The sequence below is a fragment of the Streptomyces sp. NPDC048392 genome (assembly GCF_043200575.1).
GTDB lineage: Bacteria > Actinomycetota > Actinomycetes > Streptomycetales > Streptomycetaceae > Streptomyces.
Genome location: NZ_JBICYB010000002.1, coordinates 292,515 through 308,349, shown reverse-complemented (window position 1 = coordinate 308,349; position 15,835 = coordinate 292,515). Strand labels below are relative to the sequence as shown.

17 protein-coding genes are annotated in these 15,835 nt (G+C 70.3%); 2 read left to right on the top strand and 15 right to left on the bottom strand.

Annotated elements, in window-relative coordinates:
• Positions 1–37: 37 nt before the first annotated feature.
• The 3 genes from rpsI to ACGFYH_RS05365 all read right to left on the bottom strand — a co-directional run bounded on the left by rpsI (position 38) and on the right by ACGFYH_RS05365 (position 2,450).
• Positions 38–550 (bottom strand): 30S ribosomal protein S9, encoded by a 513-nt coding sequence (gene rpsI / locus ACGFYH_RS05375; protein ID WP_393801782.1) that lies wholly within the window; start codon positions 548–550, stop codon positions 38–40.
• Between the two features lie 42 nt (positions 551–592).
• Positions 593–1,036, bottom strand: coding sequence for a 50S ribosomal protein L13 (rplM, locus tag ACGFYH_RS05370; protein WP_003974239.1), 444 nt, complete (start codon positions 1,034–1,036; stop codon positions 593–595).
• Between the two features lie 208 nt (positions 1,037–1,244).
• Positions 1,245–2,450: a glycosyltransferase 87 family protein gene (locus ACGFYH_RS05365; RefSeq protein ID WP_393801781.1), complete on the bottom strand. Its 1,206-nt coding sequence runs from the start codon at positions 2,448–2,450 to the stop codon at positions 1,245–1,247.
• Between the two features lie 74 nt (positions 2,451–2,524).
• On the opposite strand from ACGFYH_RS05365, the gene ACGFYH_RS05360 reads away from it, so the two are divergent.
• The gene (locus tag ACGFYH_RS05360) at positions 2,525–3,433 is read left to right on the top strand and encodes a hypothetical protein (protein ID WP_393801780.1); all 909 of its coding nucleotides are present in this window, start codon (positions 2,525–2,527) and stop codon (positions 3,431–3,433) included.
• 127 nt (positions 3,434–3,560) lie between these two features.
• On the opposite strand, the gene ACGFYH_RS05355 is transcribed toward ACGFYH_RS05360, so the two are convergent.
• From ACGFYH_RS05355 to ACGFYH_RS05335, 5 genes are all read right to left on the bottom strand, one after another.
• Positions 3,561–4,652: a C40 family peptidase gene (locus ACGFYH_RS05355; RefSeq protein WP_393801779.1), complete on the bottom strand. Its 1,092-nt coding sequence runs from the start codon at positions 4,650–4,652 to the stop codon at positions 3,561–3,563.
• A gap of 21 nt (positions 4,653–4,673) precedes the next feature.
• The gene (locus ACGFYH_RS05350) at positions 4,674–5,156 is read right to left on the bottom strand and encodes a poly-gamma-glutamate biosynthesis protein PgsC/CapC (RefSeq protein WP_184761006.1); all 483 of its coding nucleotides are present in this window, start codon (positions 5,154–5,156) and stop codon (positions 4,674–4,676) included.
• Complete coding sequence (pgsB, locus tag ACGFYH_RS05345; RefSeq protein WP_393801778.1) at positions 5,153–6,790, bottom strand: poly-gamma-glutamate synthase PgsB; 1,638 nt, start codon at positions 6,788–6,790, stop codon at positions 5,153–5,155. Before pgsB ends, ACGFYH_RS05350 begins: the two co-directional genes overlap by 4 nt.
• A 6-nt stretch (positions 6,791–6,796) precedes the next feature.
• Complete coding sequence (locus ACGFYH_RS05340) at positions 6,797–9,040, bottom strand: HAMP domain-containing protein (protein ID WP_393801777.1); 2,244 nt, start codon at positions 9,038–9,040, stop codon at positions 6,797–6,799.
• A 205-nt stretch (positions 9,041–9,245) separates the two neighbouring features.
• Complete coding sequence (locus ACGFYH_RS05335) at positions 9,246–10,424, bottom strand: CapA family protein (RefSeq protein ID WP_393801776.1); 1,179 nt, start codon at positions 10,422–10,424, stop codon at positions 9,246–9,248.
• Positions 10,425–10,441: 17 nt separating this feature from the next.
• Between ACGFYH_RS05335 and ACGFYH_RS05330 the strand changes: the two genes are divergently transcribed.
• On the top strand, positions 10,442–11,425 hold the full coding sequence (locus ACGFYH_RS05330; protein ID WP_393801775.1) for a hypothetical protein: 984 nt from the start codon (positions 10,442–10,444) through the stop codon (positions 11,423–11,425).
• A gap of 25 nt (positions 11,426–11,450) precedes the next feature.
• Here the strand turns inward: ACGFYH_RS05330 and truA are convergent, their stop codons facing one another.
• From truA to infA, 7 genes are all read right to left on the bottom strand, one after another.
• Positions 11,451–12,305 (bottom strand): tRNA pseudouridine(38-40) synthase TruA, encoded by an 855-nt coding sequence (truA, locus tag ACGFYH_RS05325; protein WP_393801774.1) that lies wholly within the window; start codon positions 12,303–12,305, stop codon positions 11,451–11,453.
• A gap of 167 nt (positions 12,306–12,472) precedes the next feature.
• Positions 12,473–12,985, bottom strand: a complete 513-nt coding sequence (gene rplQ / locus ACGFYH_RS05320) for a 50S ribosomal protein L17 (RefSeq protein ID WP_393801773.1) — start codon at positions 12,983–12,985, stop codon at positions 12,473–12,475.
• A 171-nt stretch (positions 12,986–13,156) separates the two neighbouring features.
• Complete coding sequence (locus ACGFYH_RS05315; protein ID WP_069171149.1) at positions 13,157–14,179, bottom strand: DNA-directed RNA polymerase subunit alpha; 1,023 nt, start codon at positions 14,177–14,179, stop codon at positions 13,157–13,159.
• A gap of 114 nt (positions 14,180–14,293) precedes the next feature.
• On the bottom strand, positions 14,294–14,698 hold the full coding sequence (gene rpsK, locus ACGFYH_RS05310) for a 30S ribosomal protein S11 (protein WP_003948617.1): 405 nt from the start codon (positions 14,696–14,698) through the stop codon (positions 14,294–14,296).
• 67 nt (positions 14,699–14,765) lie between these two features.
• Positions 14,766–15,146, bottom strand: a complete 381-nt coding sequence (gene rpsM / locus ACGFYH_RS05305; RefSeq protein ID WP_393801772.1) for a 30S ribosomal protein S13 — start codon at positions 15,144–15,146, stop codon at positions 14,766–14,768.
• Positions 15,147–15,334: 188 nt separating this feature from the next.
• Positions 15,335–15,448, bottom strand: coding sequence for a 50S ribosomal protein L36 (rpmJ, locus tag ACGFYH_RS05300; RefSeq protein WP_003974245.1), 114 nt, complete (start codon positions 15,446–15,448; stop codon positions 15,335–15,337).
• 68 nt (positions 15,449–15,516) lie between these two features.
• Positions 15,517–15,738: a translation initiation factor IF-1 gene (gene infA / locus ACGFYH_RS05295; protein ID WP_003948620.1), complete on the bottom strand. Its 222-nt coding sequence runs from the start codon at positions 15,736–15,738 to the stop codon at positions 15,517–15,519.
• Positions 15,739–15,835 lie beyond the last annotated feature (97 nt).

Sequence of the window (15,835 nt, the reverse complement as noted above, 5' to 3'; positions counted from 1 at the left end):
GTGCCGCCGGGGCGTTCGGAGTACAGGCAGGCGCGGCTTAGCGCTTGCTGTACTGCGGAGCCTTGCGGGCCTTCTTCAGACCGGCCTTCTTCCGCTCGACCGCGCGGTCGTCGCGGCGCAGGAAGCCGGCCTTCTTGAGCGCGCCGCGGTTGTTGTCGACGTCGGCCTCGTTCAGGGCGCGGGCGACACCGAGACGGAGCGCGCCGGCCTGACCGGAGACACCGCCACCGGCGATGCGGGCGATGACGTCGTAACGGTCGTCGAGCTCGAGCACCTTGAAGGGCTCGTTGACTTCCTGCTGGTGCACCTTGTTCGGGAAGTAGTCCTCGAGGGTGCGGCCGTTGATCTTCCACTTGCCGGTGCCCGGGACGATCCGGACACGGGCGATGGCGTTCTTGCGACGGCCCAGGCCGGCGGCCGGCTGGGGCTCGCCGAACGCGGAGGCCATGGACTCCGAGGTGTACTCGCCCTCGACGGGGGCCTCGGACTCGGTGGTGTAGCTGTCGATGTCGATCTCTTCGAGCGGCTGCTCGGGAGTGGTCTCGGCCACGATGCTCCTCAGATTCTCTTCAGTCTTAAAGGGTGGCCGGAACTACTGCGCGACCTGGGTGATCTCGAACGGCTGCGGCTGCTGCGCGCCGTGCGGGTGCTGGTCACCCTTGTAGACCTTCAGCTTCGAGAGCATCTGACGGCCAAGGGAGTTCTTCGGGAGCATGCCCTTGATGGCCTTCTCGACGGCCTTCTCCGGGTTCTTGTCCAGCAGCTCGTCGTAGCGCACGGAGCGCAGGCCGCCCGGGTACCCGGAGTGGCGGTACGCCATCTTCTGGGTCCGCTTGTTGCCGGAGAGGTGCACCTTGTCGGCGTTGATGATGATGACGAAGTCACCGGTGTCGACGTGGGGCGCGTAGATCGGCTTGTGCTTGCCGCGCAGGATGGAGGCCGCAGTGGTGGCCAGACGACCCAGGACGACGTCCTGAGCGTCGATGACGTGCCACTGACGCGTCACATCGCCGGGCTTGGGGCTGTACGTACGCACGGTTCGTAGCCTTCGCTTCTTCAGTGAGTGGTCCTGACATTGGTCACCGAAGACGATCACGACAGCCCTGACCGCACTGCGGTGACGCATACCGCGTGCAGATCGCTGGTCATCGGTCCCGGTGGACCGGTGTAAGGGCCCCTCACGTGAGAATGAGCAAGCCAATACACATACGACTGTGCAGAATACCCGGGCCCCGGCTGCCGGGTCAAAACGGAGCCGCGGGGGCCCTCTCGGATTCCGGCGCGCGCTCCGAGGGCACCCGGCCACCGGCGCCGGTCGGACCGGTCAGGCCCTGCCGGGCGACCGCCACCGCCAGCACGCACAGCGTGAACGCGTCCCGGAAGGCCCGCCGCCGCTCCGACTCCAGCCAGGGCCAGGTCAGCCCCGGCACCTGGGGCACGAGGGCGATCCAGAACCACACCCCGCGGGCCACCGATCCGGCGTACGGCAGTCCGGCGAGCAGCAGTGGCAGGGCGACCAGGAGGTAGTGGTCGTAGGACGGCCGGGAGACGAGGAACGCGGAGAGCATCAGGCCCGCGCCGGTCTCCGCGAGACGCAGCGGGCCGGGGTCGGCTCGGCGCCAGCGCCGGTACGCGCAGAGCACCCCGGCGCAGGCCGCCGCCACCGCGAGCCCATGCGCCGGCGCCGACGGCACCCCGAGCCGGGGCAGTACGGCCGCCGGGGAGGCCTCGTAGAGCCGTACGAAGCCGTCGTCGCCGTGCAGCAGGAAGGGCAGGGTGCGGGTGAAGAAGCCGGCCGGGTCGGGCATCGCCAGCGCCGCCGCGCCGGAGGCCAGCGCGGGCACCAGGACGGCCACCGCCAGCCCCCGCCACCGCCCGGCGAAGAGGAGGAGCAGGACGACGGGCGCGAGCAGCGGCTTGAGCGCCACGGCCGCGCCGATGACCGCCCCCGCCCCCGTCCACCGCCCCCGGCTCGCCAGCAGCAGGGCCAGCGGGAGCGCCACCGTCGCCGTCACCGTCCAGTTGCCCAGGCGCACCAGGTGACCGAACGGCGCGAAGCCGACCGCGAGCCCGGTCAGCCCGAGGACCGCGAGCCGGCTGCCCAGCGCGACCCGGTGCAGACGCAGCGCGCAGGCCCAGGCCAGCGTCAGCAGGCCCGTCACCGCGCACGGCACCAGCACCCGCAGTACGGCCCCGGGCAGCAGCGCCTGCGGGACGGCGGCCAGGACGGCGCTCGGGAGGTAGAGGAAGTGCGGATCGTCGTACGGGGAGCCGCCGGCCAGCCAGGTGCGGGCGGCCCGCACGACGATCGCGTTGTCCATCCCGCCGTCCGGGGTCACCCGCGCCGCGTGCAGGGCACAGGCCGCCAGCACGGTCACGAGCACCGCCCACAGGTGCCCTCCCGCCGGCCGCACCAACCACCCGGAGATGTCGCTTTTGCCCATCCGCATGAACGGAACGCTAGGCCCTGAAGCCCTCAAGCAGGCGCACCAGCACGCCCCTCGGCCCGTCTAAGATGCCGCCCATGAGCTTTGGGCAGGGGGGACCTCAGTCGCAGTGGGATCCCTGGAAACCGCAATCACAGCAGCCACAGCCGCAGCCACAGCCGCAGCAGCCCTGGAACAGCGGCGACAGTGACAACACGCCGGACTGGGCCGCCCTCGCCGAGGCCTCCGAGGCCCGCGCCAAGCGGCGCCGGCTGTTCTTCATCGGCGGCGGCGCGCTGGCGACCGTGGCGATAGCCAGTGCCGTCGCCGTGGCCGTGGTCTCGGCGAACGGTTCCGGCCAGGCGTCCGGCGGCCCCTCCTCGCAGCTCCCCCCGACGGCGGACATTCCCAGCTCGACGGCGACCGAGCCGTCCTTCGCCCCGACCAGCGCCCCGCCCCCGCTCGACCCGAAGGACTTCGTCTCCAGCGCCAAGAAGGACAAGGCCCCGCTCAGCCCGGACCTGCTCTTCCCCGGGACCCAGCTGACCATGGGCGAGACGGTCTACAAGAAGGGCCCGACGGCCGACACCCGCACCTGCGGCTCCGCCGTCCAGGGCACCCTGCCGAAGGTCCTCGACGCCAATGACTGCACACGGCTGATCCGCGTCACCTATACCAAGGGCGACACCGCCGTGACGGTCGGCGTTGCCGTCTTCGACACCGAGGCGCAGGCCGCGAAGGCCAAGAAGCAGGCCGACAGGAAGAGCATCGTGCGCTCCCTGTCCGGCGGCGGCGTCACGTCCTTCTGCACCGGAGCCGTCTGCCGCTCCACCACCAACTCCTACGGCCGCTACGCCTACTTCACCGTGGCCGGATTCACCAACGGCAAGGACGTCAAGGAGAAGTCCACCGGGGTGTTCCGGGCCGGTGACGACCTGGCGGAGTTCGCCTTCCGGCAGATCCGCCGACGCGGCGAGGCCCAGGCATCGGCGGCGGCGGAGAGCTGATCGGCAACACCCCCGCCGCACGGCTGCCTCTGACACAGCGCAGCCTCTGCCGCAGCACACTCCCTCTGCCACAGCGCAGCCTCTGCCGCGGCGCTGCCCCCGCTCCCCCCGCTGTCCCCGCCCGTCGTCAGAGCCGCTTGGCGCTGCGCAGCGTCTTCGCGTAATAGCCGTTGCCGTCCAGGCGGGAGACGCCGCCCATGTCGCCGATGGTCGGTCCGTTGACCTCCTCCCGGCTGGAGACGAAGATCAGGTGCCCCTCGGTGTCGTAGCCGAGCACCATGCCCACGTGGTCCAGCCGCTCCTTGGTGCGCGTGTCGAGCTTGAAGAAGACGAGGTCGCCGGGCTGGAGCTGGTCGATGGCGGACGGCCGGTCGTCCGGCGACACCCCGGACAGCGGGAGCACGTCGACGCCCTCCTCGGAGCGGGCCATGCCGTTGGCGGTGCGCGGCAGGCCGTCGCCCGAGGTGTCGGAGGACATCAGCGGGTAGCGGGCGCGGTAGCCGAGCACCATACGGATGAAGCCGGAGCAGTCCAGGGCCTTGGCGCGCATGGCCTCCGGCGTACCGGTGGAGCCGTCGCGGAAGGGGTACGGCACACCGAGGTAGTCGTAGAAGTCGGACTGCTCCAGGCGGAGGTCGCCGCCCTCGGCGCCGGTGGTGTTCAGCGGGCCGAACTCCGCGTCACCGGCGTAGACGGTGCCCTGCTCGTCCTTCTTCTGCGGGGCGCCCGCCACGTACTGGAAGGCGAAGGCGAACACGTCGTCCTCCTTGCTGTCCTTGTACTCGGCGTACCACTCCTTGAACCACTTCTTCTTCTCGGCGCCCTTCTCCCAGGGCTCGGGCATGAGCCGGACCCAGTCCGTGGTGGAGACCTTGGAGGAGGTGGAGGCGGGCTCCTCGAAGGTGCGTGCCGGTCCGGTCAGGGTGGCGGAGCGCGCCCCGTCCGTGAGCACGGCCTTGATCCGGCCGTCCGCGGTACGCAGTACGGAACGCGCCGGGTTCTCCAGCCGGGACCAGCTCTCCCCGCCCTCGTCCTTCGAGGCGCCGCCACCGCCGGAGCCGCGGGCCCCGTCCAGGACGCCGACGTTCCTGACCTCCGTGACTCCCGTGTCCTCCTGCTTGCGCAGCTCCAGGGTGAGGTAGCCGGACGTGCCGACGAGCGCCAGCACCACCAGGCCCGAGACGACCGGACGCGACTTCTTCTTGGCTTTCGCTGCCATGGTTTGCTCCTCCTCGGTTTCTCAGACGGTGGGCATGACGCCGAGCAGCAGGCCGGCGGCGACGACGATGTAGGCCATCAGGGAGACCGTGCCGGTGGCCAGCAGGGTGGCGCCCTTGGGCTGGCGCACCATCTGGTAGGCGACGAGGCCGGGCACGATGAAGCCGAGGGTCTGGTTGCCGTACAGGAGCGGGAACTCGATCGAGAGCACGATCATCACCGTGGCCTGGAGCAGCACGCCCAGCAGCACCACCGCGGCGAACAGCCGCTTGCCGTAGAGGATCACCAGCCGCTGCATGATCTTGGTGCCCGCGTAGGTCAGCGCGGTGACGCCCACCATCATGGCCGCGCGCTGGAGGTCCTCGATGAGGGTCAGCGCGATCCAGCCCGGCGTGATCATGCCGCCGGGGGACAGATTGGTGGTCAGGTAGCACAGCAGCGAGAAGAACAGGCCTATGGCGATGCCGAGGGCGGCCATCTCGGGGGTGAGTGCGGCGGTGGTCAACGGGGTCTCCGGGCAGATGGGCGGGGGGTGTCGCCGTAGGGGTCGTCGTGTGCTTCGTCGTGGGGCGGCCAGTTCTGCGGAGCGGGGGCGTACTGCTCGTGCGGCTGCCGCTCGTGCGGCTGCCGCTCGTGCGGCTGCTGCTCGTACTGCTGCTGCTCGTGCGGCTGCGCCTCGTACTGCTGCCGCTCGTACCGCTGCTGCTCGTGCGGCTGCGCCTCGTACTGCTGCCGCTCGTGCGGCCGGCCGTACTGCTCCTGCCCGTACTCCTGGTCGTACCGCTGCTGCCCGTACGGTCCCGTCGGCTGGGCCGGGATGCGGACCACCGGGATCTCCTGGGTCTGCGAGGCCTGGTAACGCTCCTCGTACGCCGTCGGGTACGAGGCGAACGGGTCCATGCGCGGCACCTGGGCGGGGGCCTCGGCGGCCGGACCCGGCGCGGCGCCGGTGTCGCCGTCGTCCGCCGGGAGCTCGGCGAGGTACTCCAGAAGTTCCTCGCCCTGGCCGTGGATGTTGCCGATGGCGACCAGCGAGGAACCGTCGGACATGCGGCCGAGCAGGGCCGGCATGAACTCGTCGGCCGACCGCCGCTCACCGCCCAGGTCGACCGCCTTCTCGCGCCACGGGGCGGGGATGGCGTCGATGGCGCTCTTGGACGGGTGCCCGATCACGAAGACGTTGTCGGGCTGGAGGTCGGGGATGATCTCGCCCATCTGCCCGTTGCGCTCGACGCGGTCCGGACGGCAGTTGATCACCACGTTGAGCGGACGGCGTACGGCGCCGAGGTCGAGCAGCTGGTTGATGTTCATCAGCGTCGACTCGGGGTCGTTGGCCGCGAAGACGTTGGCGAAGGCGAGCCGCTTGTCCTCGGGTGCCACGTAGCGCTCCACGGAGAGCACGCCGGGGTCCGGCGGGGCGTCGTACATGCCCTGGAGGGCGACCTTCCGCTTCACGCCGACCAACTCGGCGACGACCAGGGCGATCGCGACGTTCTCCTTGAAGGTGAACCAGCTGAAGCCGCGCAGCTCCTCGTCGGTGACCATCTCCGGGTCCGCGTAGACCAACTGGCAGTTCCGGGCGTCCGCCTCCTCCTGGAGGATATGGAAGCGCTCCTTCTCGGCGGTGACGCAGATGCCGTTCTCGGGCATCGAGCGGCACAGCGAGCGGGCCACGTCGTCCAGAGTGGGGCCCATCTCCGCGAGGTGGTCCTCGCGGACGTTGCACAGCACGCCGATCGTGGAGCGGATCAGCTTGCTCTGGTTGACCTCCTGGAGCGCCGGCATGACGGCCATGCACTCGATGACCAGCGCGTCCGGGCGGTAGGTGGCGGCCCGGCGGACGATGCCGATCTGCTCGACGACGTTGGCGATGCCGAACTTGCGGTAGACCGGCTCCTCGGTGGCGTCCGGGTGGATGAAGCGCGCGGCCGTACCGGTCGTCTTGGCCACGGTGACCAGGTCACCGCCGCGCAGCGCGCCCGCGCACAGCCGGGTGATGGAGGACTTGCCGCGAATGCCGTTGACCAGGACGCGGGAGGGGATGGAGTGCAGGGCCGTGTAGTGCCGGCGCTGCTCCAGGATGCCGGCGGCGAGCAGGAACAGGCTGCCGGCCAGCAGGACGAAGTACAGATAGAGCACGTGGGGTCACCTTCCTCCGGCGCCGGGCCGGGACTCGGCGGGCCGACGTGTCTGGTTCTGGCGGCCGGCCTGCAACTGCTGGCGGAGCAGTTCGAGGCTGCGGACGACGGCCCCGACCTCGTCCTGGTAGCGGGGATAGTGCACGGTCTTGAGGTCTCCGTCGGCGAGCTTCTCGGCACTGGTCGCCAGGGCCCGCAGCGGTCGTGCGACGACCAGGTACACCCAGCCCAGGCAGACGACGATCGCGGCGAGGCCGAGCATCCCGGCGAGCACGCTGCGGTCCTCGCGCTCGTAGGCGGCGATCTCGAAGTGGTCGGCGTCCTGGCTGCTGACCACGCTCCAGCCGATGTCGGAGGCGATGCCGCCGCCGGAGAAGGGTGCCGCTGCGGCCACGGTGACGTCACCGCCGTCCCTCAGGAGCAGGCCGTTCTCGACGGGCCCGGCACCGACCGGCACGCTGCCCGCGCGGACCAGGTCGGTCAGTGCGTCGCCGGGCAGCCTCTCGAAGGCCTGGAAGCCGTCGCTGGCGGCGACGGTCCGCGCCTCGGCGTCCACCACCCGGACCTCGCCGAGGCCGGGCCGGTTCAGCAGCGAGTTGAGGAACTCCACCCGAACCTCGCCGACCAGGGTGGTGCCCTTGTGCTCCGGCACGGGGGCGCCGGCCTGGATCACCGGCTTCTTGTCCCCCCTGCCGGAGACGCGGACCAGCGACAGGTCCTCGTCGTCGCTCCAGTCGTGCGGGTCTCCCCCCGCGCGGGCGACGACCTCGCCGTCGGCGTCCACAACGTACAGGGCCTGGTAGCGGGTGTGCTCCTCCAGGGCGTCCGACAGCAGTTTCCCGGCGGCGCCGGGCTCCTCCGCGTCGATCAGCCGGGAGGTGGAGACGAGGTCGGCCTGGGCCTCGTTGAGCGCGCGGCGGACGCGGTCGGCGATCAGGTCGGTGCGGTCGCGCTGGTCGTTGACGATCGTGGCGGGCACGCTGACCGAGCCGTCGGTGCGGTTCAGCAGCAGGCCGACCGGTACACACCACAGCAGCAGGACGACGGCGGTCAACGCGAGCGGCACGCGCACGCCGAAGCGGACCTTGCCGCTCCCCGCGCCGGGTCCTTCGTCAGCGCCGCCGAGCTGTGCCCGCAGGCGTTCCAGCGCGGCACCGATCCGGGCCGTCTCGCCCCAGCGGGGCACCGTGACGGGCCGGGTCAGATCGCCGCGGGCGAGCCGGCGGGACTCCAGGAACATCCGCAGCAGCGGGCGCTGCACGGCCGCCCACAGAACGGCCGCCGCCAGCAGGCCGAGCACCACCAGCGCCCCGGCCGCGACCAGCCCGTACAGCTCCCGGCCCGTCTCGGCGGCGTCCTGCTGCTGGACCACGGGCAGCATGGCCACCACGGTGAGCCCGAGACCCGCGGCAACGCTGTCCTTCTCCTCCGGGTCGGAGGAGGCGAGGGAGGCGTAGCCGGCGGTGGTGACCCGGCCCGCGTAGTCGTCGCCCAGCAGGGTCCCGCTGACGCCGGGGTAGCCCCGGGAGCCGGGCTCCCTGGCGCTCACCGGGTGTTCCTCGGTCCGTTCGGCGGCCTGGTCGGAGAGGCGGGACATCTGTTTCTGGAGGAAGGCCAGTTCCTCGCGCTGCTTGTCCGAGTTGAGCGCCTCGGACTCCTCGAACCCGGCCGTGGCGAGGACTTCGCCGTCGCGGGCCACGACCGACATGGTGCGGAACGGGCCCATGTTGATGGCGGGCACGGACAGGCTGTTGGACGCGATCAGCAGTTGCTGCGGGCCGTCCTTCCAGTCGAGGAGCACCATCGTCATCAGGCGGACGTCGCCGGTCTCCAGCCGCACCATGCGCGGGGTGAGGGCGTGCTCGCCGGTGAGGACGTCCTCGTCGAGCCAGGCGAGAGGAATCCTTTCTCCTCGCGCGGCGAGGACCTCCCCGCTCTCCAGGCCCAGCACGGTGGTGCCGGTCCACTTCTGATAGGTCTTACCGAGGTCGGACAGCACGCGCTCCGGCTCGACCCGCGGCCCCGCGTTCAGCGCGGCGGCGGTGCGCTGAAGGTCGGTGACCCGCTCGTCGATCGAGGCGCGCAGCGCGATGGCGCCGTCCTCCGCGAAGTACTGCTGCGACGTCAGCACCGCCTTGGGTACCACCGCGGCGCCGCCGGGGCCGAGGACTTTGGCCGTGCCACCGGCCAGGGCCAGGATCAGCAGACACAGCACCGCGATGGGGGGACGGATACCGCCGAGGAGCGGCATGTCCGCACGCCTGCGGCTGCGTCGCCGCCCTTTCCGCCCGGGGTTCGCGGCAGGACTCGATGTCACCGGTTTACTTCCTTGGTTGCTACGGGGTGCCCAGCGCGCTGGACGCACCGCTGCCGCGGACGTGCGGCACCGTCACTCTGGAGACTCATAAGTGCTGACAGGGTTGTACTCCGGGCCACGAGGTGGACTGTGTGGCTCGTCACTTCTTCAGGGACAGCGCCTTCAGGCCGTCGCCACCCGGAGCACCGCGGTTGTAGAGGAAGCCGCTGGTGCGGTCGGCCGCGAGCCGGAACCGGGCGAGCCGCTCCTCGGAGAGGTCACCCGGCTCGTCCAGCACGCTCTGGACGTCCCTCACCCGGTGGTCCTCGACCGCCCCGTCCGGCAGCTCCTCACCGGGCTGCACCTCGGGCGGGATCTCCACGAGCGTGGTGCGGTAGCGGGCGGTGACGTCCCAACCCTGCGTCGTCTCCCGGAACTCGAACCAGCCGATGACCCCCTCCTCGGTGATCCCGCTGGGCGAGGAGTGCCGCGCGGCCTGGTTGCCGAGGCTGTAGGCGACCCAGGTTCCGCCGACCTTCTGGATCGGCTGCACCACATGGGAGTGGTGTCCGATCACGAGGTCGATCCCCGTCTCCTCACTGATCCACTGCGCCAGCCGGATCTGCGAGGTGCTGGGTTCGTTGTAGTACTCGGCACCCCAGTGCACGGACAGGATGACCACCTCGGCCCCCTTGGCGCGGGCCCGGCTCTCGGCCTTCTTGATCCCCGCCCAGTCCGTGCTGTTGAGCGCCCAGTCCTTGTCCTTGGGCGTGGGGTGGACGAAGGACTCCCAGGAGTAGGAGAGATGCGCGACCTTGACGCCGTTGACGTCCCGGATGTTGATCCGTTCTGCTTCCTCGGGCGTACGCGCCGAGCCCGTGTGGCCCAGTCCCACCTCGTCCATGGCGTCGAGCGTGTTCCGTACGCCCGTCATCCCGTGGTCGAAGGTGTGGTTGGAGCCCGTGGAGCAGGTGTCGTACCCCACATCCTTCAGGGTCGTCAGGATCTGTGGTGGCACCAGGAACTCGGGGTACCCCTGGAAGGGACCCTTGGGCTTCCCGACGGGCGTCTCCATGTGACAGATCGCCAGGTCCGCATCGCCGATGACCGGCTTCACCCCGGCGAGCAGCGGACCGAAGTCCAACCCGGCCTCGCCCTCGCCGGTCTCCTCGGCGTCCTTGGCCGCCTGCTCGACCAGTTCGGGGTGGATGAGTACGTCACCCGCGGCGGCCACGGTGAACGAGCGTCCACCCGGCTTCGCCTGCGGCTGCGCGGACTCGGAGCCGCACGCAGTGGCCGCGAAGGCGGCTGCCGCCAGGATGGCCACGGAACGACTCATACGGAGAGACTTACGGAATGTCACCGAAACATGTTCACATGGGCCTCACAACTCACCCTGTCATTAGCATTACAAGACAGTCACGCTTTGTGTGCGTTCTCGGTCTGATCGGCACCATCCTGGCGCTGACCGGGTGTCAGACGTCTTCCGAGCCCTCCGTGAAGGACTCGCAGCCCAAGGCCCGGGAGCTGGTCGACCTGCGCACCCGGATCCTGTCGTACACGCGGGACCTGGACCCCGACGGCCCCTACTCGCCGCCCGACGAGGAGCAGCGGGCCCGGCTGGCCCGCGGCGTCGGAAGCCTGCTGGACGGGGACGCACGCGAGGCCGAGCGGCTGCTCGCCCCGGTCGGTCTCGGCGTCACACGGATCACCGACACCGAGTCCGGCCGGCGCTACGACGAGGTCGCGGCCACCGGCTCGGGCGAGAGCACCCGGTGGGGCCGGCTGTACCTGAACGCCGACTCCCGCGTCCGCTGGAGCGCCCAGGTGCCGCACCCCGTCGCCGACCGGGACACCGAGGAGCTGGGCGTGCGTTTGCTGGAGGACACTCCGGGCGGCGCACTCGTCCTGGCCGGCGCCCACCGCCGGGCCGGCCGCGGCGACGCCGCTGACGTGGCCCACCGCGAGGACAGCGCCTTCCACGGCATGGTCATGGAGCTGCAGGAACGCGGCGTGCCCGGCATCCAGCTGCACGGTTTCGCCGAGTCCACCACGGACCGCCACGACGCAGTGCTGTCCACCGGCGCCACCGAGAGCGCACCCGGCGAGGTCTCCGCCCTGGCCGACCGGATGGAGGCGGAGGGGCTGCGGGTCTGCCGCGGCTGGTCGGCGCGCTGCCCGCTGGAGGGCACGACCAACGTCCAGGGCCAGGCTGCCCAGCGGCAGCACGCGACCTTCGTCCACCTGGAACTTGCCCCCGACGCCCGCGGCGACGGCCGGGACGCCGACGAGGCCGCGGACGCCCTGACCGGCCTGCTGAGCACCTGGGCGAACGACTGACCGGCGCCTGTGGGGGCGAGCCCGGTCAGCAGCAGCCGGCTCCCGGCAGTGACCGCTTGTTGCGGGCCTCCTTGTTCCGGGCCGCCAGCAGCTCGTCGGCCGGGTAGCCGACCTCCTCCAGCGTCAGCCCGTGCGGCCGTACGACGTGCACGGCCGAGTCCCGGACGCCCGCGGCCAGCACCTTCGCCGGCCAGTCGGGCGTACGGTGCCCGTCGCCGACGAACAGCAGCGCACCGATGAGGGAGCGCACCATGTTGTGGCAGAAGGCGTCGGCCCGCACGGTGGCGGTGACGATCCCGTCGTCGCCCCGCACCAGGCTCAGCTCCCGCAGCGTCCGGATGGTGGTGGCCCCCTCCCGCTTCTTGCAGTACGCCGCGAAGTCGTGCTCCCCCAGCAGCCCCCGGGCGGCCTCGTTCATGGCGTCCACGTCGAGCGGCCAGTCGTGCCACAGCACGTGTCCGCGCAGCAGCGGGTCGACGCCGCCGGGGTTGTCGGTGACCCGGTAGGCATAGCGCCGCCAGACGGCGGAGAACCGGGCGTTGAAGCCGCTGGGCGCCTCGCGCAGGGCCCAGACCCGCACGTCCCTCGGCAGCCGCCCGGCGAGCCGCTTGAGCAGCTTCACGTGGTGCTCGGCCCACACCTCACGCGGCAGATCGACGTGCGCGACCTGCCCCCGGGCGTGCACCCCGGCGTCGGTCCGCCCCGCCACCGTCAGCTCGTACGTCTCCCCCGACCGCGTGACCGTCCGCAGCGCGTCCTCGACCTCCCCCTGCACGGTCCGCCGCCCACCGGCCTGCTTGGCCCACCCGGAGAACCCGGCCCCGTCGTACGACAGGTCCAGCCGCACCCGCACGAACCCGGGCTCTGCTTCGTCACTCACCCAGCGATCCTCTCAGCAACACGAAAGCGGGCCCGCCCCTCGAAAGGAACGGGCCCGCAAGACGCCCTCAGGGGCGCGAAACCGTGCTCGGCACGGCGCCCTGCCGCGCGGACGCGACCGGCCACGACGAAGCCGCAGCCGCCGGCCCGCGGTCCCCGGCGGAACGCTTACGCGTCCTTGGACTCCTCGGACTCCTCGGCGCCCTCGGCCTTGGTCGTGTCGACCTTGGTCTCGGCGGCCTCGGTGGTCTCGGTGGCCTCGGTGTCCTTGGCGGCGCGCTTCGTCGCGGCCTCGGCCTCGCCGGTGGCCTGCTGGGCCACGGTCAGCGCCTCGACCAGCTCGATGACGGCCATGGGCGCGTTGTCGCCACGACGGTTACCGATCTTGGTGATGCGGGTGTAGCCACCGGGACGGTTCTCGTAGCGCGGGCCGATCTCGGTGAAGAGCGTGTGGACGATGCTCTTGTCCGTGATCACCTGGAGCACCTGACGGCGGTTGTGAAGGTCGCCCTTCTTCGCCTTGGTGACCAGACGCTCGGCGTACGGACGCAGCTTGCGCGCCTTCGCCTCGGTGGTGGTGATGCGACCGTGCTCGAACAGCGACTTCGCGAGGTTCGCGAGGAGCAGCTTCTCGTGCGCGGCGCTGCCGCCCATACGGGCACCCTTGGTGGGCTTCGGCATGGTGTTTCTCCTAGGTGTCTGCCCCGGCCGTATCAGGTACCGGAGTCAGTATCCGAGCAGACGGTTGTCCATCGGAGATCCAGGCCCCCGAAGGGGCCTGGAAGGGGCGCGGGGAACACCGCGGCCGGTCACGACCGGCCGCGGACGCAGTACGGCCTCCCCGCGGGGCACTCAGTACTGCTCGGTCTCCACGAACCCGGCGTCCGCGTCGTCGTCGGCGCCGAAGGCGTCGGCGGCGGCGGTCGGGTCGAAGCCGGGAGGCGAGTCCTTCAGCGCAAGCCCCATACCCGCGAGCTTGGCCTTGACCTCGTCGATCGACTTCGCACCGAAGTTGCGGATGTCGAGCAGGTCGGCCTCGGAACGAGCCACGAGCTCACCCACGGAGTGGATGCCCTCGCGCTTGAGGCAGTTGTACGACCGAACGGTGAGCTCCAGCTCCTCGATCGGCAGCGCCAGATCGGCGGCGAGCGCGGCGTCCGTCGGGGACGGACCCATGTCGATGCCCTCGGCGTCGATGTTCAGCTCGCGGGCGAGACCGAACAGCTCGACCAGGGTCTTGCCGGCCGACGCCATGGCGTCGCGCGGACGCATGGCCTGCTTGGTCTCGACGTCGACGATCAGCTTGTCGAAGTCGGTGCGCTGCTCGACACGCGTGGCCTCGACCTTGTACGTGACCTTGAGGACGGGCGAGTAGATCGAGTCGACCGGGATGCGGCCGATCTCCTGGCCCAGCTGCTTGTTCTGCACGGCGGAGACGTAGCCGCGACCGCGCTCGACGGTCAGCTCCATCTCCAGCTTGCCCTTGCCGTTGAGCGTGGCGAGGACGAGGTCGGGGTTGTGCACCTCCACACCGGCCGGGGGCGCGATGTCGGCGGCGGTGACCAGACCCGGGCCCTGCTTGCGCAGGTACATCACGACGGGCTCGTCGTGCTCCGAGGAGACGACCAGCTGCTTGATGTTGAGGATCAGGTCGGTGACGTCCTCCTTGACGCCCGGCACGGTGGTGAACTCGTGCAGGACACCGTCGATGCGGATGGACGTGACCGCCGCACCCGGGATCGAGGAGAGGAGCGTACGGCGCAGGGAGTTGCCGAGGGTGTATCCGAAGCCCGGCTCCAGCGGCTCGATGACGAACCGGGAGCGGAACTCGTCGACGACCTCTTCGGTCAACGAGGGACGCTGAGCGATCAGCATGTGGTGATCCTTCAGTCAGGGGCGCCCGCTATTTGACGCCCGACCAGTACTGCAAGGGTACGGGCGATACGACCCGAAGGAGCCGTACCGCCCGGAGACCCCGGTGGAGCGAGATCAGACGCGACGGCGCTTCGGCGGACGGCACCCGTTGTGCGGGGTGGGCGTGACGTCCTGGATGGAGCCGACCTCGAGGCCGGTCGCCTGCAGGGAGCGGATGGCGGTCTCACGACCGGAACCCGGGCCCTTGACGAAGACGTCGACCTTGCGCATGCCGTGCTCCTGGGCGCGGCGGGCAGCCGACTCGGCGGCCATCTGCGCGGCGAACGGCGTGGACTTCCGGGAGCCCTTGAAGCCGACGTGGCCGGCGGAGGCCCAGGAGATCACGTTGCCGGTCGGGTCCGTGATGGACACGATCGTGTTGTTGAACGTGCTCTTGATGTGCGCGTGGCCGTGAGCGACGTTCTTCTTTTCCTTGCGGCGCACCTTCTTGGCAGCGCCCTGACGTCCCTTGGGGGGCATGTCGTTCTCCTACGGGAGGTGGTCGGTCCTACAGCGAAGACCGCTGGACGGCGAAGTCCGCTGCGGACTACTTCTTGCCCGGCTTCTTCTTGCCGGCGATGGCGCGACGCGGGCCCTTGCGGGTGCGGGCGTTGGTGCTGGTGCGCTGACCGCGGACGGGCAGGCCACGACGGTGACGCAGACCCTGGTAGGCGCCGATCTCGACCTTGCGGCGGATGTCGGCCTGCACCTCGCGACGGAGGTCACCCTCGGTCTTGATGTTGTTGTCGACGTACTCGCGGATCGCGACGAGCTGCTCCTCGGAGAGGTCCCGAACACGGGTGTTCGGGTCCACGCCGGTGGCGGCGAGCGTCTGCTGCGAGGTAGTCCGGCCGATGCCGAACACGTAGGTGAGGGCGATCTCGACGCGCTTTTCACGCGGGATGTCAACACCGGAAACGCGTGCCATTCAATGGCTCCAGTTGATTGTCGGAGGTCTTCCACAGAACCGGTCCCCGGCCGCCGTATGAGGTACGGATCGGGTCCCCGGCCTCCGAACCGGGGGTGTCGGACGCCTGGGCGTCCGGGTCCTGCGTATGAACATGTTCAGCTCGCGTCGCGCGAAGTCCTGCGAATCGCGGAGGGAACGGTCGTGCTTCAGCCCTGGCGCTGCTTGTGGCGCGGGTTGTCGCAGATGACCATGACCCGACCGTGACGGCGGATCACCCTGCACTTGTCGCAGATCTTCTTGACGCTCGGCTTGACCTTCATGGGTGTGAGGTTCTCCGGGTCAGTTGCCGGCGGGCCCGCGTGGGACACACACGGGACGTGGGCAAGATCTACTTGTACCGGTAGACGATCCGGCCACGCGTCAGGTCGTACGGAGACAGCTCCACCACGACCCGGTCGTCAGGGAGGATGCGGATGTAGTGCATGCGCATCTTGCCGCTGATGTGTGCCAGGACCTGGTGGCCGTTCTGGAGCTCGACCTTGAACATGGCGTTCGGAAGAGACTCGACGACAGTGCCCTCGATCTCGATGGCACCTTGCTTCTTGGCCACGCTTCGCCCTTCGAATCGACTACCTTGATCGACACCTCGTGCGCCGTGGGTCGCATACCAGCTTTGCAAGCAGACATGCGGGTGCACGGGAGTCGAC